We start from the raw sequence: 24,597 nt of genomic DNA on the forward strand, positions 1-24,597 counted from the left end.
TTTTAATTATTCAAATAAACCCATACCACTAATCTTCTATTTTATAACTTTACAAATATCAAGTTTCCAAAATCAGTTGGTTCTTTAGTTTGATTATCTCTTTTATCATATTGACTCTAAGTCTCATATTATCAATACAATATATAGCTTGTAGATATATTTAAGGAGTTTTCCTGTTCATCGGGAAATTGTCTGTGTTCATCGAAATAAGCTTCAGCCTCCCATAGTTTTTGCCGATCTTGTTGCTATATGAATTGCACATAACAATTCATGAAATAGTGAAACATTCATGACAAGATTATTTACGACCCTTAGTTTTATCCTAGTTTTAGTTGGTTTTACTCCCCTTTTCACTTGGGCTCAGACCGCACCAACTGTTTCTTCCATAACTCCTATCGTGGCTCAGCCAAATACGGAGGTAGTCTTGACAGGCACTAACTTAAATGGGGCCACCTCTGTCCTTTTCTCGGGTACCTCTGCCAAGTTTACCGTTAATACCGACACGCAGATTACCGTGAAGGTACCAGGCACTGCCTTTACAGGACCCATTCGGGTAACCACTCCTTCCGGAACCGCTTTGAGCGCCCCTGTCACCGTTCAGCGCACTACTAACTCTTACACTTTTACTTCTTCCAGCAATCTTTCTTACACGCCGTTTCTCTACAACGGCAATAAAATAGCGGAAAACCCCAGTCCTGTTTTTACAGATTTGAACAATGACGGTTTGCTAGATTTGTTAATAGGTACCATAGCCGGAAACGTAGAGCATTATATTCAGTCGGCTGCAAACTCCCTAAGCTTTACCCAGGGAAATCAGTATTTGATCAACCTGAACCCTGTTCAGAGCAACAACACCCAGAAATATGCCTCTCCTACAGTTACTGACCTGGACGGCGATGGCCTTTTGGACGTTTTAGTGGGCGATGGCAACGGGTACATCAGTCATTTTGAACAAACTGCAAAAAACGCCTTTACTTTCAATCTGCTTAGCAGCGACTTCCTGGGCACCATACTGGCAAAAAATGCTGCTCCCACCGTTTCTGACCTGGATGGCGACGGCCTTCTTGATTTACTAGTGGGTGCGGCAGATGGTAGTGTGCAGCATTTTGAGCAAAACGCTGCCAATTCTTTGGCCTTTACTAGAAGAACTGTCTCTACTGGTACTTTCAGCAATATTGACGTGAGCAGAACCCACGGCTGGGCTCAGCCCAAAGTGATGGATTTGGACGGTGACCAACTGCTTGACCTCATCATTGGCGGATATGACGGCGTTACCTATTATTTTGAACAAACCGCGGTAAATGGACTCACCTTTGATGGAAATGCCATCTTGGTAGGAGATATAAGCGACCATGCCGCCCCGGCATTTGCAGACCTCAACGGAGATGGTTTGTTAGAGATGGCTCTGGGTGCCTGGAAGATGCAGCTTAAATTGTACAACCAGCAAGCGTCTCCCAAAGCAGATGTAGGCGTGGCCATTACTCCTTCTGCCGCGCCTTATACCGTGGGCCGTACTATTACTTTTACGGTGACAGTGAGCAATACTGGCCCCAGCGCGGCGTCTGGGATTGCAGTGACAGATTTGCTGGACCCTACCAAATTCCAGAACATCACGGCTACAGATGCCACGTATGACGCAGCCAACCGAATCTGGAAAGTAGGTTCCCTGGTGGCAAATGCCTCCAAGACTCTAACCATCACGGCGCAGCCCCTGGCTACAGGAACATACACCATTTTGGCCAAGCAAGCCCATACCGAGGTGGACCTGAACACGGCAAATGATAGCCAGACTGCTACTATTGATGTAGTTTCCTCTGCTGACATTGAAGTGAAGAACGTAGCCTCTAAGAGCACCTATAACAGTGGTGACATCATGGAATTCACCATTACAGCAAAGAACCTTGGCCCCAGCGCGGCAAACAATGTGGTGGTTCAAAGCAAACTGCCCGCCAAACTAACCCTATCTGGCGCAGTACCAGCTGGCTATGACACTTTAACTGGCAACTGGACGGTGGGTTCCCTGGCCTTGAATGCTACCAAGACGCTGGTGCTTAAAGCCAGACAAATTGATTTGTCTTCACTAGGTTCATTTACCTCTACGGCTACCTTAGTGGACAGAGGCACCAATGAGGCAGACCTCAACACCAATAACAACACGTCTTCTGCTTCGTTTACCATTAACCCATCGGCAGACATTGCCGTTAGCATGGCGGTTTCTACCACTACGCCTGCCCAAGGCTCTACCTTTACCTATACCATCAAAGTAACCAATAACGGCCCCAACAATGCCGCTGATGTGGTGGTGACGGGCGCTGTTCCCGCAGGGCTTTCGTTTTCTTCGGGCTCCATTACCTCAGGGTCTGGTACGTTCAGCGCTACCACTGTCACCTGGAGTGCGGGCCTTGTGGTAAAAAACACTACCCAAACCATGGTTTTGACGGGATCTGCCAATACCGTTGGTGCCATCACGTTTACCATGGCGCAAACACATACAGAAAATGACACCAACACCAGCAACAACAGCGCCTCTCAGACCATTAACGTTGTACCTACTTCTGATATCAAAGTAGAAAACCTGGTTACGTCTTCTCCAGCAGTAGCCGGCAAGTACAGCAATGACGAGGCCGTTTCTTACCAGGTACGCATCACCAACAACGGTCCTAGCGCCGCCTCTTCCATCAAAATCAAGGATCTACTTCCGGCTTCTTTAAAAGAAATTACCTACAGCGCGCCCGCAGGAACCACTTACTCTACCCTTACTGGTGAATGGCTGGTGCCTTCATTGGCCAACGGCAGCACACTTGTTCTTTCCCTGAACGCCAAGGTGAAGGAAAGTGCGGTAATTAGTACTACGGCCTCTTTGGTTTCTTTGGATCAGGTTGACAATGAAGCCAGCAACAACAGCGCCTCTAATACCATTCAGGCGGGCACGGGCACCATCACGGCAGACATAGCAGTCACTGCCACCATTCCTGCCGGCACATATTACACGCAGAATCCCATCACTTTTGTAGTGAGAGCCACCAACAACGGGCCAGACGCCGGCACTAACCTTACCTTCAGTGCGCCGCTGCCCGCAGGGTTCACCCTGGTGAGCGCCTCTGGCAATTACAGCAACGGCGTATGGACGGTGGCTTCCCTGGCATCAGGTGCTTATGCAGAGCTTACCTTGGTGGGCAAACCGGCCGCCTTTGTCTCCTCTGATCTTGCCGCCGATGCAGTCTACACGTTCACGGCAACACGCAGCGGTACATTTGCCCAGGAAGACAATGTGGCTGCCAACAACTCCGCCACAGCCACAGTGACGGTCAAAAAACAAGCCGACATTATCACCAAGATGAAAGTGACCAGTGATAGACCTGATGGCAAGTTCTACCATACTCTAACCACGGCCACTTTTTACATGACAGTAGTGAACAACGGGCCAGATGCCGTGACCAACCTGCGCGGGAAAGACACCCGTACCGGCAATATTGATCCGAAAGGCCTAACCCTTTCGCAGGGAACCTATTCTTATACAGGCGAAAACGCAGGCATCTGGTTTATTGGCACTATCCAGCCAGGTGATTCTGCCACGTTGGTTCTAAAAGGCATTCCTATTGTAACGGGCCGTATGAACTTGGGCGGCAGCATCACCTACGCTGATCAGTTTGACCCTATCGTGGAAAACAACTCTACCGTTACCCTGTTGAACGTACTGCCCGTGGCCGAGGTAGCAGTGACGAACACGCTGGTGACTACAGAGCTTTACAATGGCGGTACGGCCACCTTTACAGTAAAAGCATCCAACAATGGACCAGATGTGGCCACCGGCCTGCAGATTCTGGATGCGCTGCCCGCTGGGCTGGAATACGTAAGTTCTGAAACCTCCTCGGGAGCATATGATCCTGCCACCGGCATCTGGACTTTGGGAACCGATCTTTTATCTGGAAGCTCTAATGCGCAGACCATGACGCTGGTAGCCAGAATCAAAGGCGCTGGAGCTTTCTCTACCACCGCCTCTAAAGTGGAACCAGCCCAGGTATTTGACCAAGTGGCAGCCAACAACACGGCCACGGCAGGCGGTACGGCCACTAAAGCTGCAGACGTGGTAGTGACCAGCTCACTGCCGGCTGGCCCATATTATCCAAGTGAGTTCATTTCTATTGTCATAGATGCCGCCAACCTGGGTCCTGACAATGCCACCTCGGTGAAAATTGCCAATGAGCTGACCAACCTGAGATTCATCTCGGCGGCCGCCTCAGAAGGATCAAGCTATGATTTCTCCACCAAAACCTGGACCATTCAGGAGTTGGCTTCTGGCAGCAGCCAGAGAAAGACTTTAACCTTGGTAGTGCAAGCCTTGGACTATGGCTATTTTGCCAACTCAGCCTTTAAAACCGGAGCCAATGAGTTTGACAATAACGGCGGAAACAATGCCAGCGGCAACAACAGCGCCCTGGTTTCTGGGGAAGCCGTAGAGAAGCCCAACTTGTTACCTGTTACGCTAGCCTCCTTCACTGGAAAAGTGCAGAACAAAGGCGTACAACTAGCCTGGGCCACGGCCTCTGAGAAAAACAGCGCTTTCTTCCAGGTGCAGCGCAGCACAGACGGTAAGAACTTCAATACCATTGGGCAAGTGAAAGCCGCGGGCAACACCAGCCTTCTGGTCAACTACCAGTTCTTAGACACCCAAGCACCGGCCGGCACCCTATATTACAGATTGCACCAAGTGGATGCAGACGGTACCTTTGAAGACAGCAAAGTGATTGCCGTTCAACAGAAAACCGCCTCGTTGTCATCAGTGAGCGTAAGTGTTTATCCTAACCCTTCGGCCAGCAATCCTACCTTGAACCTAAATAGCTTACCCGCCCAGGATTTTGTGGTGACCTTGTACAGCATGAATGGCCAGCAAATGAAGCAGGTGGTGGTAAAAGGCGGTGCCCTTCATACCCTTGACGTGCAGTCGCTGGCAATAGGTCAATACATCATTCAGGTGAGCAACGGCAGCTTCTTACAGAATATCAGGTTTATCAAAAATTAAACTCAGACAAAGCCCAGTTAATTACTACCTGTTGAACTCCCTACTTGCCCAATGTGCAGGTAGGGAGTTTCGTTTTTGGCCTGTTTTCTGGAAAATAGCCTAAAAACGGCTAAGTCGGCTCTTTCTTTAGAACAATTTAAACAGAATTAAATCATATCTTCGGGCAAGGTTTTCAACGCCAGATTATATTTAAAAACACTTCTGCATTCCCTCTTCGTCTCCCATGAAAAAATATTTCCTGTTTGCTTGTGCACTATCGGTTTTCTCCCTCCAGACGAAGGCCCAGGATATTGCCTCTCTTTTAAAGAAGATTCCGAAGGTTCCGGCAAAGGACAAAGTGCAAATCATGGTGCTGGGGTCACAGCACTTCGGGCAGGAGAATTTTTATAAGAATGCGCCCAAGGCGGACTTGTTCTCCAATGAAAGGCAAAAAGAGGTGGACCAAATCAACAAGCTGCTTCTCAAATACAAGCCTGACATGATCATGATTGAAAACACGCCCGAAGAGCAATCTTCAGTAGATAGTCTGTATACCTTGTTCAAAACCGGAAAGATTGAGCTGAAAGACATTGAATACGGCCGTGCAGAACGATACCAGTTTGGCTATAACCTGGCCAAGCAACTGCACCATGACCGCATCTTTGGCGTGGACCACTATGAAAGCGTCTCTAATAGAATCCTGGCCTCGGGGCAGAACATAGACTACTATACCAATGCCCGGCTTGCTTTCTCAGCCATTGGCAAAGAACTGGACGAAGGTTTTAAGGCAGGCACAATTTCCCTGAAGGAATACCTTACCTTTTTGAATTCGCCGCAAGTGGCCAGCCTCACCTATGACCTGTTCTACATCACGCCCGCCAAGGTTAGAAACAGCAGTTTTGTAGACGCTCCGGCTCAATACCATGATTCTGTGCACGTGAGCCGCCAATACATTGGTGCAGAGTTTGTATCCCTGTTCTTAGAGCGAGAACTTAAAATCTACTCCAACATTGTCACCACGCAGCTAGCCAACAAAGGCAAACGACTTTTGGTCATCATGGGCCAGCGGCACGGGGCGGCTCTTCCTAAAATCATCGCCAATGACCCGCGCTACCAAGTGGTACCCGTCTCTGCCTATTTAAAGTAATCCTAGCTCTGGTCTGACAGCAAGACCGCCTGCGCTTAGCGTTTTCCTTTGGCAGAAACTGTTGAAAAGTCCCACCGTTTTTGGGCTGTTTTCTGGGAAACAGCCCAAAAACGGTGGGACTTTTCATGTAGCACAACATACTAAACCACCGCAGGAACTCTTATATTCACGTCACCTTTCCACCTGAAACAAGGCAAAAAGGAATTCGCATTTTTTCACAAAAACACACGCATGAAACATATCCCAAAGATTAGCTATCTGTTGCTGCTACTGGTGGCGCTGGTGGCCTGCCAGAAGCTAAGCAAATCCAACACTGCCAAAACCGAGTTCAAGGTGGACTATGAGAAATTCACGCTGGACAATGGCCTGCAGGTCATCTTCCATGTAGACAAGTCAGACCCGGTAGTGGCCGTAGCCCTGACCAGCCACGTGGGTTCTGCCCGCGAGAAAGAGGGCCGCACGGGTTTTGCCCACTTGTTTGAGCACCTGCTGTTCTTAGAATCTGAGAACCTGGGCAAAGGTGGCCTGGACAAGATGAGCGCGCGCATTGGCGGCTCAGGAGCCAACGGTTCTACCTCCCGTGACCGTACCAACTATTACCAGACCGTGCCCAATGACGCCCTGGAAAAAATGCTCTGGGCCGAGGCCGACAAACTGGGCTGGTTCATTAACACCGTCACGGAAGAAGTGGTGAACAAGGAAAAGCAAGTGGTGAAGAATGAGAAGCGCCAGAGCTATGACAACGCTCCCTACGGCCACACATCCTACGTGATTGACCAGAACCTCTACCCCAAAGACCACCCCTACCACTGGCAGGTGATTGGGTCGTTGGAAGACTTGCAGAACGCCACCTTGGCAGACGTAAAAGAATTCTATCGCAAATGGTACGCGCCCAACAACGTGACCTTGGTAGTGACCGGAGATTTTGAACCGGGCCAGGCCAAAGAGTGGGTAGAGAAATACTTCGGCGAAATCAAGAAAGGTGAAAGCATCCCTGAAATGGAGAAGCGCCCCGCGGTATTGTCTGAGACCAAAAAACTATACCATGTAGACAACTTCGCGCGTTTGCCTGAGCTTACCTTGGCCTGGCCAACAGTGCCCGTGTACCATCCAGACTCTTACGCGCTGCGCGTTTTGTCTACCTACTTGTCAGATGGCAAAAAAGCGCCGTTCAACCAGGTAATCGTAGACCAAAAGCAACTGGCCCCGCGGGTGAGCATTTACAACAACAACTCAGAGATTGCCGGCCAACTCATGCTGAGCGTGCGCGGATATGACAAGGTAGACTTGAATAAGATCCATGACGCCGTGCAGGAATCGTTTGCCAAGTTTGAGAAGGAAGGCATCACCGAAGCAGACCTGAACCGCATCAAGGCCGGGCAGGAAGTGGCCTTTTACAATGGCCTGGCCAGCGTGCAGGGCAAAGGCTTTCAGCTGGCGCAATACCAGATTTTTGCCGGCGACCCGGGCTTTGTGACCAAAGACATTGCCAATATGATGGGTGTGACCGTGGCAGACGTGAACCGCGTCTACCATCAATACATCAAAGGCAAGCACTACGTGGCCACCAGTTTTGTGCCGAAAGGCCAGACCAACCTGATTTTGGAAGGCTCTAAAAAAGCCAGCGTGGTAGAAGAGAAGATTGTGGAAGGTGCCGAGGAGAAATTCGATCTGAACGCCAAAACCACTTATGAGCGCACTCCCTCCAGCTTTGACAGAACCGTGGAGCCGGCGTACGGCAAAAGCCCAGAAATTAGCGTACCGGCCGTTTGGGAAACCAAATTAGACAACGGCATGCGCGTGCTGGGCATTGAAAACCGCGAGGTGCCTTTAGTGCAATTCAACCTGCGCATACAAGGCGGCCTACTGCTTGAGAATCCCAACAAAGTAGGCGTGGCCAATCTGCTCGCTGAAAGTCTCACCAAAGGCACCAAGAACAAAACCACCGCTGAACTGGAAGAAGCCATTGACGCCCTGGGTGCCACCATCACCATCAACGCAGATGATGAGGAAATTAGCATCAACGGCAGAACTCTGGCCCGCAACTATGCGGCCACTATGGCTCTGGTGCAGGAGATGCTGTTAGAGCCCCGCTGGGATGCCAAGGAGTTTGAACTGAGCAAGCAGAAGACAGAAAGCCAGATTAAAGGACAGAAAGCCAACCCTAATTCAATTGCCAACAACCAGTTCAAGCAGATTCTCTACGGCAAGGACCACATTCTAGCCAACAACATTCTGGGCACCGAGGCTTCGTTGAAAGCCATCACCTTGCAAGACTTGCAGAACTACTACACTGTCTACTTGTCTCCTTCTTTAGCAGCGTTCCATGTGGTAGGTGCCCTGGAGAAAGACCAGGCAGTGGCGGCCTTGAACGGGTTAAACCAGAACTGGAAGGCGAAAAACGTAGCCTTGCCTGCTTACAACACTCCGGCTGCGCCCACGGCTTCTAAAGTGTATTTCTATGATGTGCCGGGGGCCAAGCAGAGCGTGCTGCGCTTCGGGTACCTGGCCTTGCCGGCCACGTCTCCAGACTTCTACCCGGCGCAGGTGATGAACTACATTCTGGGCGGTGGCAGTTTCGCGTCTCAGCTGACGCAGCAGTTGCGCGAAGGCAAAGGCTACACCTACGGCATCAGCTCCTCTTTCTCTGGTTCCACCCAACCGGGTCCGTTCCTGATTCAGAGCGGGGTTCGGTCCAATGTCACATATGAGTCTACCAGCTTGGTGCGCGACATTATGAAAAACTACGGCCCTACGTTCTCGGCGCAGGACCTGGACGTGACCAAAGGCTTTTTGGTGAAAAGCACTGCGCGGGCCTTTGAAACCATGGGTGCCAAACTGAACATGCTGCAGAACATAAGCGCCTACAACTGGCCGTATGACTACGCCAAACAGCGCGAGGCCCTGGTGAAAGGCATGACGGTAGACAAAATCAAAACGCTGGCCGATCATTACGTGAACCCAGACAAGATGTACTACCTCATTGTAGGGGACGCCGCCACTCAGTTGAAGAAACTGGAAGAACTGGGCTATGGTAAACCAGTTCTTTTGAACTAGATTCAAACACCTATTTAAAAAGCAGAATAGAAAGGGGCAGCTCTTTCTATTCTGCTTTTTATGAATAACTTACTTTCCTGTTTCGTGCTATTCCTGCCCAACCAACCACTATGAACTACAAACAAACCATCACCTATAGCCTAGCCCTGCTGGGCCTCCTGGGCTTCTCCTGCCAACAAGACAGAACCACGGAGGGAACACTCCCGCCTGCTGCTTCTGTCACGCCTGCCACCTACTTTCAGCAAACCGAAGGCGGGGTGCAGGACGGCGGCGTGCAAATGATTCCCATAAAAACACCCAAAGGCGAATTCAAGGTCTGGACCAAGCGCTTCGGGAACAACCCCAAAATGAAGCTTTTGCTTTTAAACGGCGGGCCCGGGGCCACGCACGAGTATTTTGAGGCGTTTGAAAACTTCTTTCCGGCGGAAGGCATTGAATTCATCTACTATGACCAGCTGGGTTGCGGCAACTCAGAAGACCCCAAAGATCCATCCATGTGGGATTTGCCCCGTTTTGTAGAAGAAGTGGAACAAGTGCGCACCGCCCTCAACCTTACCAAAGACAACTTTTATATTCTGGGCCACTCCTGGGGCGGCATCCTGGCTTTGGAATATGCGCTCAAGTACCAGAGCAACCTCAAAGGCCTCATTATTTCTAACATGATGGCCAGCGCCCCAGACTACGGCAAGTATGCAGAGGAGGTCCTGGCCAAACAAATGGACCCGAAGGTGCTGGCAGAGGTACGCGCCATTGAAGCCCGCAAAGATTTTTCCAACCCTAGGTACATGGAGCTGCTGTATCCTAACTTCTACACCCAGCACATCTTGCGCATGCCTTTGGACCAGTGGCCCGAACCGGTGAACCGCTCCTTCGCTAAAATGAACCAATCGCTGTACGTGACCATGCAGGGGCCCAGCGAATTTGGCATTTCTGGCAAGCTGGAAACCTGGGACCGTACCGCTGACCTGCCCAAAGTGACCGTACCCACCCTCACCGTGGGCGCCCAGTTTGACACCATGGACCCTGAGCACATGAAGATGATGGCCGGCAAAGTACAGAACGGTACTTACCTGTATTGCCCCAAAGGCAGCCACATGAGCTTGTATGATGACCAGGACACTTATTTTGCGGGGTTAATAAAATTCATGAAAGGCGTTGACGCGGGCCAGAAGGAAGTGACCTTATAAATCTTACTCTCAAATTAATCGGCGATGCTTTCTGGCTTACCATTTGAAAGCATCGCCGTTTTTGGCTTATTTTCCAGAAAACAGCCCAAAAACGAGCCAATCACAGGTTGCCACCTACGTTAGTTTCTTATTAGACTTACTCCATAGATGTATGGTAATGACTACGGACCAATCGTATTCAATACGGCCTTATCAACCGGCAGACCAGGCGCAGGTCATGCACCTTCTCCAGTTAAACACGCCTACCTACTTTGCCCCTGAAGAAGAAGCAGACCTCCTCCATTACCTGCACCATGAACTGGAAGAATATTTTGTTGTGGAGTACCAGGATAAGGTGGTGGGCTGCGGGGGCATCAATTTTTCTGAGGACAAGCATACCGGAAAAATAAGCTGGGACATCCTCCACCCTGAATACCAGGGCAAAGGGCTGGGCAGCCAACTGCTCCAATTCAGGATTTCCCGGTTACAATCACTAGAACAAGTGGAGCATATCACGGTGAGAACCTCGCAGCTGGTCTACCCCTTTTATGAGAAAAACGGCTTTGCCTTAGTGGAGGTAGTTAAAGATTACTGGGCCCCGGGATTTGATTTGTACAGCATGAGGTACACAGGGAAAATTTAGAAGAGTGCATCTTAAAAAGCTTAAAAGTCCTTACCTTACTTTCCTAATCAAGCTAACCTAAACCCACTTTTCTTCATGGCATCAATTCACGCGTACCTTAACTTCAACGGCAACACCGAAGAGGTTTTTAACTTCTATCAATCTGTCTTCGGCGGTGAGTTCATTACTTTTCAGCGCTTTAAAGACATTCCTGGGCAAAATGACATGCCCGCCGACGCTCTGGACAAAATCATGCACGTGTCCATGCCCATCGGGGAGAATACCGTGCTCATGGGCTCAGACGCGGTAGAATCCATGAACCAAAGTGTGACCATGGGCAACAACATTCACCTATCCATAGACTCCAAAAGCCCGGAAGAGGCTGAACATTTGTTCAATGGCTTGTCTCAAGGTGGCAAGGTGACCATGCCCCTGCAAAAGACTTTCTGGGGAGCTTATTTTGGCATGTTCCAGGACCAGTTTGGCATAAACTGGATGGTGAACCATGACTTTGAAGAAAAAAACTAAGCATACGTACCACACCCCATATGGCAACCCATCCTAATTTTGTCATTTCTAGGGAAATCAACGCGCCCATAGAACGCGTTTGGCAGGCCTGGACCCAGGAAGAGAACCTGAAACAGTGGTGGAGCCCGGCTGGCTTTGACTTAGAGGTGAAAGAATTCAACGCTGTTCCTAACGGCACTTTCCTGTATGGCATGAGCGCCGAAGGCATGCCCACCATGTGGGGAAAATGCACTTACGTTTCCTTGGAGGCTCCGCGCAGGTTGGAATATATTGATGCATTCACAGATGAAGAAGGCAATCTGGAGAGTGCTCCCTTCAGTGAGGCCTGGCCCACAGAAATGCTCAACGTCCTCACGCTCCAAGAGCAGAACGGCAAAACGCTGATTACTTTGACCGGCAAGCCCGTAAACGCCACTCCGCAAGAAGAACAAACGTATTTTGAGGGCCACTCAGACATGCAACAAAGCTATAGCGGCATTTTCCAGCAGTTAGCAGCGTTCCTGCAATAACCTTTCTCTAGCCATTTTTAAACAGGCGGCATCTTTTGTAAGATGCCGCCTGTTTTGTTTTAACAGGTGGCCACTCACTCTACGTGGGATGGTTAAGCCAGCCTCTTCATGGGATCACCTTCTTACAAGGCTTATCCTGAGGAGTGTAACGTTTCATGACCAGCAGGGCAAAAAGGATGTAGCTGTGATTAAAGTTTTCCCGTTTAAAAGAGGAAATTCTTTTCACCTAGACTCAAACATTGCCTTACATATGGATCCCATTCAACCAAATTTCAGTGTGACGGAAAGCTCTGAAGAATCTCTGGCCTCTAAACAGAACCAAAATCCTCTGCCCCGCGCCGTGCTGCGGCCCAACAGCCATTACCTGCTGGACGGTGAGTGGAGCTTCGCCATTGACCCAGATGACCGCGGTCTGAGAGAGGGTTGGTACCTGGGTCACCGCTATGAGCACACCGCCCATTGGCCAGGCTCTGTAGAAGAACACATGGCCGCTGCCAAAGGTCATGTGCAAATTCCGGCCTGGCAAGACAAGGTGGTAGCCTGGTATGAACGTGAATTTGAGCGTCCCCAGAAAAGTGCCAACCACTCTCCTACCATGTTCCAGATCACGTTTGGGGCCTGTGGCTATGAAACCAGGGTCTGGCTGAATGGGCGCTTGCTGCACACCATTGACGGTTCTGACGTCCATTACGGCGAGTATACCTCCTTCTCCTATGAGCTAAACGAAGAGCACCTGTTGCCGGTGAACCACCTCACCGTGCGCATAGCAGACACCATGGACGCTGAGATCCCCAGGGGCAAACAAGAGTCACATGTGTACAAGCGCGGAGGCATCTGGTACCAGACCTATACCGGGGCCGTGCGCAGCGTCTGGCTGGAAACGGTAGAGCGTAACCGGCTAAGGTCAAGGGTGGGCGTCATCAGCATTATTGAAGACTCCCTGGTACGGTTTGGCATTACCACGCGCATTCATGACCCGGGCCAGTATACCCTTCGACTCAAAATCTTTGACCGTGATGACCAGCAGGGAGAACCACTTTCCACAGCAGATTTCCCCCTAAGGTTGGAGGCCGGCCAGAAACACCAATACCTCACGGCCCACCTGCCCAACGGCGAGTTGTGGTCGCCGGAAAGCCCAAAGTTGTACCACCTGGTGGCCCAGCTCATTGACAACAACGGGTATGCGGCAGAGATACAGGCGCATTTCGGGCTCCGTAAGTTTGAGGCCCGGGGCCGACACCTGTACCTCAACAACAAGGAAATTTACATTGACGGCATTCTCTACCAGCCTGGTACCGCCACGTATGAAGAGATGCAACGGCACATGTACGCCATGAAAAAACTGGGGTGCAACCTGGTGCGGGTGCACATTGCGGGCGTTGACCCCAGAATCTACAACCTGGCAGATGAGATTGGCATGCTCCTCTGGGTAGAAGTGCCTAGTCCGCATAGTTCTACCAATCGCAGCCGCGAAAATCACAATGCCGAGCTTTTGCGCATGCTGGCCCTCATTGAAACCAACCCCTCTGTAATCATCTGGAGTTTGTACAATGAAGACTGGGGCGCGCAGGACATTGCCACCAACCCCGAAACCCGCCAATACATCATGGACACCTTCCATTTCATGAAAATCAGGTATCCGCAGTTCTTGGTGGTAGACAATGACGGCTGGCAGCACATCTCCTATGAAGGCAAGCTCAAGTCTGACCTCCTCACCGCCCACGTGTACACCCCTGAGGTAGACCGCTGGTGCGAGGTGCTGGACCAGATCACCGGCGGCCAAATGGAAGGCGTAGCGGCGTTCCCACTGGTGGTAGGCGACCCTTACTTCTACCGAGGACAGTCACCAGTCATCATCAGTGAATGGGGAGGCTTCGGGTTTTCTGACTACGGCGGACCCAATGACCTGGAAGAACGCGCCAACCGCATAAAGGTCTTTAAGCAGGAGATGCGCAAACGCAACATTGCCGGCGACGTCTACACCCAGGCCACCAACATTGAAGATGAACGCAACGGTCTGCTAGACATGCACACCGGTGAACTGTTCGTCCCCGAAAACCTGCTCAACTCCCGCCAACAAGAAGGCGCTTAACTATTCTTAGTGTTGATTCCATCAAGAGAGCCGTTCCTACCCAGGAGCGGCTCTCTCGTTTTTGGGCTCTTTTCAGGAAAACAGGCCAAAAACGACATAAGGAAAAATAGTTTGAGAACTATATTCTATCTTGTTGAGGCGGCCAGGGTCATTTGCTACAATTTGTGTTCGCAGGAAATTGACCTTGGTTTAACCGTTAGATTATCAGAAATGAGAAAAATAGCAGAAAGCAAGCATCGTCCCGCATCTACGTGCACAGGTTAAAATAGCCGTATCGCATCATTGAAATACAAAACCTATCGTGGTAAATACCTTAAGCTATCTAAAGACTGACTGGAAAGTTGAGAAAGTAGACCTGTCAGAGACATCATTGGTAGATTGGTTTATAGAAAAGGACTGGCGTGAAGAAAGAAGGCATTTAAAACAGATAGGCCCACTTTTAGGAAGTGTCATTCTACCCGAAATAACCATTCAGGTAGATAGATGGACGACGTTGATTGTATATGTGTTACCCATTGGATTTAAGGTAAGGCTGTCCAAAGACTTAATGTTGGGTCTGGCAGTTAAAAGCACCGAAGCCTCTATCTCTACAGAGCCAGACTTAAAAGAGATTTTGCAGTTAACCCAGGAGGGCGCAAGTGCTGCGCTTACGGCAAAAGTCCGCTCCATTGGTAAAAGGGAAAGCACCTTTAAGCAATTCAAGAACGTGCTATTGCCAATAGCCTCCTTGGTCATGTTCTGCTATTTCGGTTATTTATCTTTTAGAGATGGGGAGACTTACCAGCCCGTCAAGTCTGTAGAGGAACTGCAAACAGTAGAAGCGACACTAGTGAACGTTGATTACCAATGGAGCACACAAGGGCAGAACTATAAATTTAATTTATATACCACTGAATACCCTGTTGTTTTTTATCTGTCTGGCTTTCTCTCTCCCATTACAAAGACGCCTGAGCCAACTATTGCCAGCATCATTTCAAAAGTAGGCAAGGCTCCTATGAAAGTTCACATACCAAAAGCCTATGTAGACAGCCTTCATCAGCGCCATGGCGCCATACCAATCTACTCTCTAACCCTGCTCAATCATGAGTACATAACACCTCAAGAGACTGTAAGAGTGGATGTAGCTTACAAGAACGAACAGGCTCCTTTTTTTGCGTGGCTATTCCCGCTGATTGGATTTATAAGCATGATTGTTCTAAGAAACCGCCTTACCGGCAACCTATTAGGTGGTGTTTAACAGAAATTAGGGGAAATTTAAGAAGTTGACCTCTTTGAAAATGATATTCATATTGACTTAAAAGAATAAAATAATCTATTCTAACAACGTCTGAAGAATGCAATAGCTAGACTTTAACAGCCTGTTGAGCTTAATAAAAAACAGAAAATGAAGTTAAAACAATGGATAGTTGTTGCGCTATTACTTACTGCAGCCAGAATTTCTGTAGCCCAGGAAAAGGGAGTGATGTTCTCAGGGTCTGCTGTGAAAGCTGATTTAGAATACCTGTACCATACCTTAGAAGACGCCCATTACAACTTGTACGCCTACGTTAGCAAGAGCAAGTATGACAAGATGTATAATACCATTAACCAATCAATAGGCAAGGATTCTCTAAGCCAGCTAGAGACAATCAAGCTCTTTCAAAGACTGGCGGCGGCAGGCAATGTAGGGCACAGTGAGATTGACTTTCCCGTGCAAGCTTATATTGCTTTTGCCCGAGGAGGCGGCGCACTCTTTCCGCTGGAGCTGGCGTTTGAAAATGGGAAATCCTTCATCCGGAAAAATCATTCAAGTACACCCAATGCTGCCGTTGGGGATCAGGTGCTGAGCATTGACGGCCAGCCCATCAAAAAAATACAGGAAGCCATACACCCTTACCTTTCTGCAGAGCGCCTCTACTTCAAAAATGCGAAACTGGAGTTTTGGTCCTTTCCCAGGCTCTACTGGTCTGTTTTTGGAGAGAAGAAGTCATTCAATGTTACGCTCAAAAAAACTAACGGAAGAACAGAGAATTTAAAAATTCCGGCTCTACCAGTAATGGAATATGAAACAAAGCGGGGCGGCGAGATTCTAAGCATAGAACCTTCCTTCAAGTACATGGGTGCAGCAGCGTATCTTAATCCCGGGCCTTTTAGTTCTCAAGAAGCAGATGGAGAGGCCCGCTTCAAGGCATTTATTGATTCTGCCTTTGCAGACCTTAACTCAAAGGCCGTAAAGAACCTGGTAATTGATCTGCGGAACAATTCTGGCGGCCACAATGCCTACAGTGACCACCTGATCTCTTATTTTGCCACAAAGCCTTTCAGGTGGTACTCATCCTTTAAGCTGAAAACAAGCAAGGTGCTAAAGGAGCAGACCAGGAAAAACACCCCTGAGGCAAAGCTGGATGATTACGCAAAAGCAATCCTGAGCCACCAGGACGGCGAAAAATTTGCCTATGATCAGCCGTTCCAAAATCCGGCTCCAGAAGCTACTCGCTTCAAAGGCAACGTGTACGTGCTCGTAAACCGACAAACCTATTCCATGGCAGCCGTTAGCGCCGCGCTGATCCAGGACTATGGCTTTGGAAAAATTGTGGGCGAAGAAACGGCAGATGTGCCTACTTTGTATGCCTCTCAGTTTTCCTTCACCTTGCCCAAAACCGGAGTCACCGTGAAAGTACCCAAAGGATATATAGTAAGACCCAACGGCAATGAAGCTCTGTCTGGAGTAAAACCCGATGTCATGGTAAGGGACCACCTTCTGGATGACGAGGATGAGATTCTACACCATGTGCTTAACACCTTGCTGGCCCCAAATTCACCTTTGCGTTAACGGTTACTCCGCTAAGTAAAGCATTGCAATCTATAAATTTCAAACTCCTTTAATCAGCCACCCGCACATGGAAAACAGCATAGAAGAACCTGAGTTCTGTGAGTTACCAACAACGGGCTGAAAACGGACATATAGTCTTTACGGCCATCTCAAAAGAAGCGCACACCTATTGCAAGGGAACCTACAGCAACCAGAGCCGCCACAAGGTTTTCCCGAGAATAAACATGTACTTCTATGACAGGGAATCTGTGCAGGCTGAATTTGACCGGGCGGGCTTGGTAGAGACAATCATGGTAGAAGATGCATATCCCTTTCATCAAATCCCGAAAATCACGAAAGCAACAATTTTCTAAGACTGGCGCGTTAGCCCGAATGCCAATTTCTCATTACTTAATTGCGGCATAAAAACTAAATACAACTTACTTTACAGATCCATCCGTTAGTAATACTTATCCTTTGCAAAAGTCTTAGTTATATGCCTGCTGGTCTTACCTATACCGCCTCCATTCAACGGCTTCCTCACTTGATAAACACCCATTACCTGGAAGTAACGCCAGAGCAGATTCAGCAACTGGGCGGAAAAATGAAAGTGCGGCTGCTGTGCACCATCAATGGCAAACTTACCTTTCAAGGCGGCCTGGTAGCGCTGGGGAATGGTTCTGCCTACATCACGCTCAACAAACAACGCATGCAACAACTGGGTGTAAACTACCTGGACCAAGTAGAGGTGACCTTACAGAAAGATACAAGCCCCATAGGTACACCCATGCCCGAAGAATTAGCCGAGGCTCTGCACCAGGACCCTGAGGCCGCCAGCAGATTCCGCGCATTGCCAGACTCTTTAAAACGCTACCTGTTACAGCATGTGGCCGGGGTGAAAAGCAGCCAACTGCGCATAGACCGGGCCTTACTGCTGTTGTCCAATCTCAAACAGCTGGCGCCGGGCAAAGAAACGTTCAAAAACCTCCTGGCCAAATAGAAGGAACCTGATGACTGCAGATCTTGCAACATTCAGACTTTTCCCTGGTTATTCGCGTATGGGCAAATATCCATCTCCACTTGAACCAACTCGCTCTATGAAAAAAAATCTCCTACTCCTTTCCCTGGCCTCCTTGCTGGGCTTTTCACAATGCCAAACTGCCAAAGTCACCGGCGATGCCATTCCTACCCGCCTGGGTGAAATCACGGTACAGCCCGTCTTCCATGGTTCGTTTGCCATGAACTGGAACAACAAAACCATTCTGGTAGACCCCTACGGCGGAGGCGAGCTGTACAAAGACATCCCAGCCCCGGACATGATCCTCATCACTGACATTCACGGCGACCACCTGGACCTGAAAACCTTGGAGGCCATCAATACCCACAAGGCCATCATCATTGCGCCCCAGGCAGTGGTAGAGATGCTGCCCGAAGCCCTCAAAAGCAAGACCATTGACCTGGCCAACGGCGAAGACACCACTACCATGAACGTGCGCGTGATTGCCGTACCCATGTACAACCTCCCTGAAACGCCCGACTCCCGCCACCCTAAAGGCAGAGGCAACGGCTACATCCTGGACTTCGCGGGTAGAACAGTGTACATATCCGGTGACACAGAAGACATCCCCGAAATGGAGAACTTGAAGGGCATTGACGTGGCCTTTATCTGCATGAACCTTCCCTATACCATGGATGTTGACCAGGCTGCCTCTGCCGTTCTTAAATTCAAGCCGCGGGTAGTCTACCCATACCATTACCGGGGCCAGAGCGGCCTCAGCGATGTAGGTGCCTTCAAGAAGAAAGTAGACGCTGGCAAACAGAAAATAGACGTGCGCCTGCGTAAATGGTACCCCACTGAATAGTTAACGATTTAATAAAACAGAAGCGCCTGCCACTAAAAGAGGCAGGCGCTTTTGTTTTAACTATTCCGTATTCAAAATATCGTTTTTGGCTTATTTTCCAGAGAATAGCCTAAAAACGGTTTTTAGATTTTACCAGCATCCTGGTTTTTATCGCTTGACTGCTGGTCTTCGCCGAAGGGTTGGTCGTTCATGCGGATGCCGTTGGTATCACTGTCCATAGCGGTGTCACTGCCCTCCACCTCAAAGCCCGGCCCCTGTGAGGTGGCCTCGCGGCTATCACGGTCCAGGTGTCCCATGCCAGTGGTTTCATTGCCCGTAATGTGCAAGTTCTCCAGATTGTCCTTCTGGTCATTGCGTTCCAGGTCGCCGTTCAGGCCTACGTTGCGCTTCGCGCTGGGGTCTGGATGATTGCCCGGAGCATTGCGCTGATGGTTCTCATTATTCACGTTCTTCAATTTGTCTGGGCCGGTATTTTCTTCGTCATGTATTGCCATGGTTTTCAAGTTAAAGGTGGAGTCTCTGTGTACGCACAGCACCGGGCAGGGTTGAAAGCAGCTGGTTTCTCCCGCTCGCTTATTTTTACGCGCAGGCTTTAGCGTTTTTGGCTTGTTTTCCAGGAAATAGGCCAAAAACGGATGATTAGTTAAAAGTTAAGAATTATGAGTTTTAAGTGAGGCGTGGCAAAAGGTGAATGGTCCACTGCGCCGAAACCCGATGGACAGCTCCCTTCCTCGTTTCAGCTTATTCTGCTACTTTAGGGCATCCAGGCAATTCTCCATAAAGCATGACACACTCTTTCAAGAACAAAACCATCCGCTGGGGCATTATTGGCTGCGGCGACGTAACCGAGGTAAAAAGCGGGCCCGCTTTCCAGAAAATACCTCATTCTCAATTGATGGCGGTCATGCGCCGCGATGGTCAGAAAGCCCGGGATTATGCCCAGCGCCATGGCGTACCCACCTGGTATGACAATGCCCAGGCTCTTCTTCACGACCCCACCGTAGACGCTGTGTACATTGCCACGCCGCCAGACTCACACTTTGAATTTACTTTGCAGGTAGCGGCTGCAGGCAAACCCGTGTATGTTGAGAAACCCATGGCCTTGAATTTTGCCCAATGCCAACAGATGGTAGAGGCTTGTGAAGCAGCCCAAGTGCCTCTTTTTGTGGCCTATTACAGACGCTGCCTTCCCTCCTTCTTAAAAGTAAAAGAATTGATAGAAAGCGGGGCCATAGGAGACGTAAGGTTTGTGAACGTGCGCTTGTACCATCCGCCGCAACCCAACCTCCACCCAGCAATCCTTCCCTGGCGCTTACAGCCAAAGATTGCCGGCGGCGGCCTGTTTTATGACCTGGCCTCGCATCAACTAGACTTTCTGGATTACCTTTTAGGACCTATCAGGTTTGCTTCTGGCCAGGCGACCAATCAGGCTGGCTTGTACCCCGCGGAGGACCTGGTCATGGCGCAGTTCCATTTTGGGAACGGAGTTCTTGGCACCGGGACATGGTGCTTTACGGTAGACCAAACGCAGTTCAAAGATGAAACAGAAATCATTGGCAGTAAAGGCCGCATCACGTTTCCCTCCTTCGCGCTTACGCCCGTGGTGCTTGAAACGCCAGCAGGAAGGCAGGAATTTCTGTTACCTCCCCCAGCCCATGTACAACAACCCTTCATCCAGACGATTGTAAACGAACTTCGCGGCGAAAGCACCTGCCCCAGCACCGGCAGAACCGCCATGCGCACCGCCTGGGTCATGGACCAAATCATGGGCCGGTAAGCGCGTATAAGGTGAATGGTTTTGCTTCCGAAGGAATTAATCATTTTTTGCTCTTAACTCATACACCGTTTTTAGCCTATTTCCTGCAAAACAGGCCAAAAACGACTATCCCGTTCCCTGCAGTATTCCTATTCATTACCAGGGAGTTGCTTGGCCGTCTTTTAAAATTTCCCATTCAACGGCTTTAAAGTCAGCTCAGCTTTTCTGTTCTCATAATTTTAGACAGAATTGATTCATATTTTTTTAAAGTTTTAGTTTTATCCATATATTGCGCAATCGATTGCACATTCTTCCCTTTTGATAGATAAAGATGTTACACAGATTTTTGAAAATCCATCCGAATGACAACGTGCTGGTGGCACTGACGGATTTAAAAAAAGGCGAGACCATTGAGTATGATGGCGCGCAAATTTCGCTGGTAGATGACGTACAGGCCAAGCACAAATTCGCGCAGTACGTGATTGCGGCCGGCGAGGAGATCCTCATGTACGGGTCCCTGGTGGGCAAGGCCGTATTTGACATTCCCAGAGGCGGCGTGCTCACCACTGAGAACGTGAAGCACCAGGTGCACGGCTTCACGGGCAAGACCAAAACCATTGGCTGGACGGCCCCAGACGTGTCTAAATGGGCCAACCGTACCTTCATGGGCTACCACCGCGAAGACGGTCAGGTAGGCACCGCCAACTTCTGGCTGGTCATTCCTATGGTCTTCTGCGAAAACCGCAACGTAGACATCTTAAAGCAGGCTTTCCTGGATGAATTGGGCTTTGGTCAGCGCGACGTGTACAAGTCTTATGTATCTCAATTGGTAGACTTATATCAATCAGGCAACACGGAGGCCATTGACACCTTGACGCTGCAGAAAACTTCTGCACCGGTGCAAAAGCGCGTGTTTGAAAACGTGGACGGCATCAAGTTCCTGACGCATGAAGGCGGCTGCGGCGGCATCAGACAGGATTCTGACATGTTGTGTGCTTTGTTGGCCGGCTACATCCACCACCCTAACGTGGCGGGTGCCACCATCCTGAGCCTTGGTTGTCAAAATGCACAGGTGAACATCCTGGAAAGCAAAATCAAAGCCCTTAACCCTAACTTCAACAAGCCGGTTATTGTCCTGGAGCAGCAGAAGGAAGGCACCGAAGAGGAGTTAATGTCAAAGGCTATTCGTCAGACGTTCCTGGGCCTCATTGAAGCCGATAAAATCAAGCGCCAGCCAGCGCCGTTGAGCAAACTTTCTATTGGTTTGGAGTGCGGTGGTTCTGACGGCTTCTCTGGTATTTCGGCCAACCCGGCCATTGGGCATACCTCAGATATTTTGGTGGCTCTGGGCGGCAAGACCGTTTTGTCTGAGTTCCCGGAATTATGCGGCGTGGAGCAGGAGTTGATTAACCGTTGTGAGACCGAAGAGTCTGCCGAGCGTTTTGTGTCCTTGATGCGTGCTTATGCCAAAGCGGCTGAGGCCGTAGGTTCTGGCTTTGACATGAACCCTAGCCCGGGTAACATCAGAGACGGTTTGATTACAGATGCCATTAAGTCTGCGGGGGCGGCCAAGAAAGGCGGCAACTCTCCTATCGTGGATGTGCTGGACTACCCAGAATATGTGACCAAGCCCGGCTTGAATTTGCTTTGCACGCCAGGCAATGACGTGGAATGCACCACCGCTTTGGTAGGCTCTGGCACCAACATCGTGTTGTTTACCACCGGTCTGGGAACGCCCACGGGCAACCCTATCACGCCGGTCATCAAAATCTCCTCTAACACCAAGTTAGCAGAGCGCATGCCAGACATCATTGACATTGACACCGGGCCGGTTATCTCTGGTGAGAAGACCATTGAAGAAATGGGCGAAGATGTGCTGGATTTCATCATTGAAGTAGCCAGCGGCCGCATTGAAGCCAAAGAAAAAGTGCTTCAGCAAGACGACTTCATTCCCTGGAAACGCGGCGTGTCTTTGTAATTAAAGCAGTCACGCCATGGGTCGTTTAAAGAGGCTACCAAGGTGACTTTCATAAAAAGCCCTGCCCTTTGGCTTCTATTTCCGTAATTGGGGTAGAATTGAAAGGCAGGGCTTTTCTTTTTTCTTGCCATTCTCTGTTTCAACCGTCTCTCCTATGGCTGGAGAACGCTAATTCCTCCTTCATGAACCATGCATTAGCCCTGCCGGTAGGCACCACTTTAGACAGATTCATCCACCGGAAACAAGAGGACTTCCCCTATGCCACCGGCGAATTGTCCCAGCTTCTGCGGGACATTGCCCTGGCCGCCAAGATTGTGGCCCGCGACATCAGCAAATTTGACCAGGACACCGTTGGGCAGATGGGCACCGAGAACGTGCAGGGCGAACAGCAGCAGAAACTGGACGTGATTGCCAACATCCGGTTCATCAGGGCTTTGCGCAACGGTGGCGAGGTCTGCACTATTGTCTCTGAGGAGGAAGAAGAGCTCATCCATACCGGTAACCAGCACGCCAAGTACATAGTGGCCATGGACCCCGTAGACGGTTCCTCTAACATAGACGTGAACATACCGGTGGGCACCATCTTCGCGGTTTACAGAAGGCTCTCAGAGGCCAACGCAGACGGCACCTTAGAAGACTGCTTACAGCAAGGCACGCAGCAGGTGGCCGCAGGCTATATTCTGTACGGGGCCTCTACCATGCTGGTCTATTCCACGGGACGGGGCGTGAACGGCTTCACGTATGAAACCTCGCTGGGGGAATTCTTCTTGTCACACCCAGACATCAAAACCCCCAATATGGGCAGCCAGTATTCCTGCAATGAGGCGAACGTGAGTTCCTTCCCGCTGGGCATCCAGAACTACCTGGCCTACTGCAAATCAGAGAAATATTCCAGCCGCTACATAGGCTCTCTGGTGGCAGACTTCCACCGAAACCTGGTCAAAGGCGGCATCTACTTCTATCCGGGCTCCACCAAAAACCCGGGCGGTAAAATGAGACTGCTGTATGAGTGCAATCCGCTGGCGTTTCTGGCCGAACAAGCCGGTGGCAAAGCGACGGACGGCATTGAGCGCATTTTAGACAAACAGCCCAAGGAGCTACATGAACGCTGCCCGCTGGTCATAGGGTCTGCAGACATGGTGGACAAGGTAAAGAAATACATGACGCTGTAACTAAGCCTCAGCCAACATGCTACCTGTATGTTAAAGCCGTTTTTGGCCTGTTTTCCAAGAAACAGGCCAAAAACGGCTTTCTGGTGTATAAGACCTTACTGGGTGGTTGTAGGAAGGCCGTCTGAGTACTTCTTGGGCATGAGTGCGGTTTGGAAGAAGCGTACAGTTTCAATTTCGCCGTTAAACCAGGAGCGCTTGTCCATGCGGGTGCCAATGGCCGTTTTAGCCGAGGCCGGCAGCGGCAAAAACTCCAGATTGCCGGTCACTTCTGGCCGACCGTTCACATAGCCGGTTACTTTCTTGTCTTTATACACCAGCGTCATGGTGGCCCATTGGTTTACCGGGTGCGTTTTGGTGGAGTCCATTAGGGTCAGCTGGCCGTTGTCAGATTTCACAAAGAAGTCGGCGTACCACTGGTTGTCCTGGGTGAGGCGCAGCTCCAGTAAAAGACGGCGGTTGGGATTGGCTGGATCCTCTATGTGCAGAAAACGTTGTTCTATGTTGCTGGGATAGGCGGCGTTGGGCTTAAAAATAACCTCTACCGTGAACTCGTCTACGCCGGCAATGGCGTTATGGTCAATGAGAAAGCCATCATCTACGCCGTCAAAGGCTACTGCCGGAGCCCCGTTTCGGCCCGCGCCCTGCGTTGGGTTCCCAAGAACGGTGGTGGCTTGGCCCGCCAGTCCCGTAGGAGTCACGTTCCAGAGAATGGGTTTCTGAGGAGTGCAGGCAGTAAAGGCCAGGGCCAGGCTTGCACTGTATACCAGTAAATTGATTTGTTTCATAGCAAGGGGTTGGGAACAGAAGGAACCGTAAAACAGAAAAGTCAGGTAAACCAGTTGAGAAAGGCCCTATTCGCCCACCTCTCCCCGAAGCGCCATGCATCCTGTTCTAATTCTACGTCAATCTTCCAAT

The 24,597-nt window shown here is 50.0% G+C and carries 18 protein-coding genes; 16 read left to right on the plus strand and 2 right to left on the minus strand.

Annotated features, from left to right (window positions below; translation table 11 throughout):
* Window positions 1–397 precede the first annotated feature (397 nt).
* The 13 genes from GU926_RS04335 to GU926_RS04395 all read left to right on the plus strand — a co-directional run bounded on the left by GU926_RS04335 (window position 398) and on the right by GU926_RS04395 (window position 18,776).
* Entirely contained in the window at window positions 398–5,023 is a 4,626-nt protein-coding gene (locus GU926_RS04335; RefSeq protein WP_160689362.1) for an FG-GAP-like repeat-containing protein, read from the plus strand.
* A 223-nt stretch (window positions 5,024–5,246) separates the two neighbouring features.
* Complete coding sequence (locus GU926_RS04340) at window positions 5,247–6,149, plus strand: DUF5694 domain-containing protein (protein ID WP_160689364.1); 903 nt, start codon at window positions 5,247–5,249, stop codon at window positions 6,147–6,149.
* Between the two features lie 231 nt (window positions 6,150–6,380).
* Window positions 6,381–9,206, plus strand: coding sequence for a M16 family metallopeptidase (locus GU926_RS04345; RefSeq protein WP_160689366.1), 2,826 nt, complete (start codon window positions 6,381–6,383; stop codon window positions 9,204–9,206).
* 110 nt (window positions 9,207–9,316) lie between these two features.
* Complete coding sequence (locus GU926_RS04350; RefSeq protein ID WP_160689368.1) at window positions 9,317–10,393, plus strand: proline iminopeptidase-family hydrolase; 1,077 nt, start codon at window positions 9,317–9,319, stop codon at window positions 10,391–10,393.
* A gap of 151 nt (window positions 10,394–10,544) precedes the next feature.
* Window positions 10,545–11,015, plus strand: a complete 471-nt coding sequence (locus GU926_RS04355) for a GNAT family N-acetyltransferase (RefSeq protein ID WP_232058425.1) — start codon at window positions 10,545–10,547, stop codon at window positions 11,013–11,015.
* 75 nt (window positions 11,016–11,090) lie between these two features.
* On the plus strand, window positions 11,091–11,522 hold the full coding sequence (locus GU926_RS04360) for a VOC family protein (protein WP_160689370.1): 432 nt from the start codon (window positions 11,091–11,093) through the stop codon (window positions 11,520–11,522).
* Between the two features lie 20 nt (window positions 11,523–11,542).
* Window positions 11,543–12,031 (plus strand): SRPBCC family protein, encoded by a 489-nt coding sequence (locus tag GU926_RS04365; protein WP_160689372.1) that lies wholly within the window; start codon window positions 11,543–11,545, stop codon window positions 12,029–12,031.
* A 250-nt stretch (window positions 12,032–12,281) separates the two neighbouring features.
* Complete coding sequence (locus GU926_RS04370; protein WP_160689374.1) at window positions 12,282–14,123, plus strand: glycoside hydrolase family 2 protein; 1,842 nt, start codon at window positions 12,282–12,284, stop codon at window positions 14,121–14,123.
* Window positions 14,124–14,424: 301 nt separating this feature from the next.
* A complete protein-coding gene (locus GU926_RS04375) occupies window positions 14,425–15,360 on the plus strand; it encodes a hypothetical protein (RefSeq protein WP_160689376.1) in 936 nt (311 codons plus the stop codon).
* Between the two features lie 147 nt (window positions 15,361–15,507).
* Window positions 15,508–16,935 carry a S41 family peptidase gene (locus GU926_RS04380; protein WP_160689378.1) on the plus strand — a complete coding sequence of 476 codons (1,428 nt, stop codon included), beginning with the start codon at window positions 15,508–15,510 and terminating at the stop codon, window positions 16,933–16,935.
* Window positions 16,936–17,033: 98 nt separating this feature from the next.
* Window positions 17,034–17,288 (plus strand): hypothetical protein, encoded by a 255-nt coding sequence (locus GU926_RS04385; RefSeq protein WP_160689380.1) that lies wholly within the window; start codon window positions 17,034–17,036, stop codon window positions 17,286–17,288.
* A gap of 122 nt (window positions 17,289–17,410) precedes the next feature.
* Window positions 17,411–17,914: a YdeI/OmpD-associated family protein gene (locus GU926_RS04390; protein ID WP_160689382.1), complete on the plus strand. Its 504-nt coding sequence runs from the start codon at window positions 17,411–17,413 to the stop codon at window positions 17,912–17,914.
* Window positions 17,915–18,011: 97 nt separating this feature from the next.
* Entirely contained in the window at window positions 18,012–18,776 is a 765-nt protein-coding gene (locus GU926_RS04395; protein ID WP_160689383.1) for an MBL fold metallo-hydrolase, read from the plus strand.
* A gap of 122 nt (window positions 18,777–18,898) precedes the next feature.
* Here the strand turns inward: GU926_RS04395 and GU926_RS04400 are convergent, their stop codons facing one another.
* The gene (locus tag GU926_RS04400; protein WP_160689384.1) at window positions 18,899–19,270 is read right to left on the minus strand and encodes a hypothetical protein; all 372 of its coding nucleotides are present in this window, start codon (window positions 19,268–19,270) and stop codon (window positions 18,899–18,901) included.
* A 290-nt stretch (window positions 19,271–19,560) separates the two neighbouring features.
* Here GU926_RS04400 and GU926_RS04405 point away from each other — a divergent pair, with 290 nt between their 5' ends.
* The 3 genes from GU926_RS04405 (at window position 19,561) to fbp (ending at window position 23,682) form a co-directional block, all read left to right on the plus strand.
* On the plus strand, window positions 19,561–20,553 hold the full coding sequence (locus GU926_RS04405; RefSeq protein ID WP_160689385.1) for a Gfo/Idh/MocA family protein: 993 nt from the start codon (window positions 19,561–19,563) through the stop codon (window positions 20,551–20,553).
* 310 nt (window positions 20,554–20,863) lie between these two features.
* Complete coding sequence (locus tag GU926_RS04410; RefSeq protein ID WP_160689386.1) at window positions 20,864–22,510, plus strand: UxaA family hydrolase; 1,647 nt, start codon at window positions 20,864–20,866, stop codon at window positions 22,508–22,510.
* Window positions 22,511–22,692: 182 nt separating this feature from the next.
* The gene (gene fbp / locus GU926_RS04415; protein WP_160689388.1) at window positions 22,693–23,682 is read left to right on the plus strand and encodes a class 1 fructose-bisphosphatase; all 990 of its coding nucleotides are present in this window, start codon (window positions 22,693–22,695) and stop codon (window positions 23,680–23,682) included.
* A gap of 95 nt (window positions 23,683–23,777) precedes the next feature.
* On the opposite strand, the gene GU926_RS04420 is transcribed toward fbp, so the two are convergent.
* Complete coding sequence (locus GU926_RS04420) at window positions 23,778–24,467, minus strand: LamG domain-containing protein (RefSeq protein ID WP_160689390.1); 690 nt, start codon at window positions 24,465–24,467, stop codon at window positions 23,778–23,780.
* Between the last annotated feature and the right edge of the window lie 130 nt (window positions 24,468–24,597).

It is taken from the genome of Nibribacter ruber, from assembly GCF_009913235.1.
In the GTDB taxonomy this organism is placed as follows: Bacteria; Bacteroidota; Bacteroidia; order Cytophagales; family Hymenobacteraceae; genus Nibribacter; species Nibribacter ruber.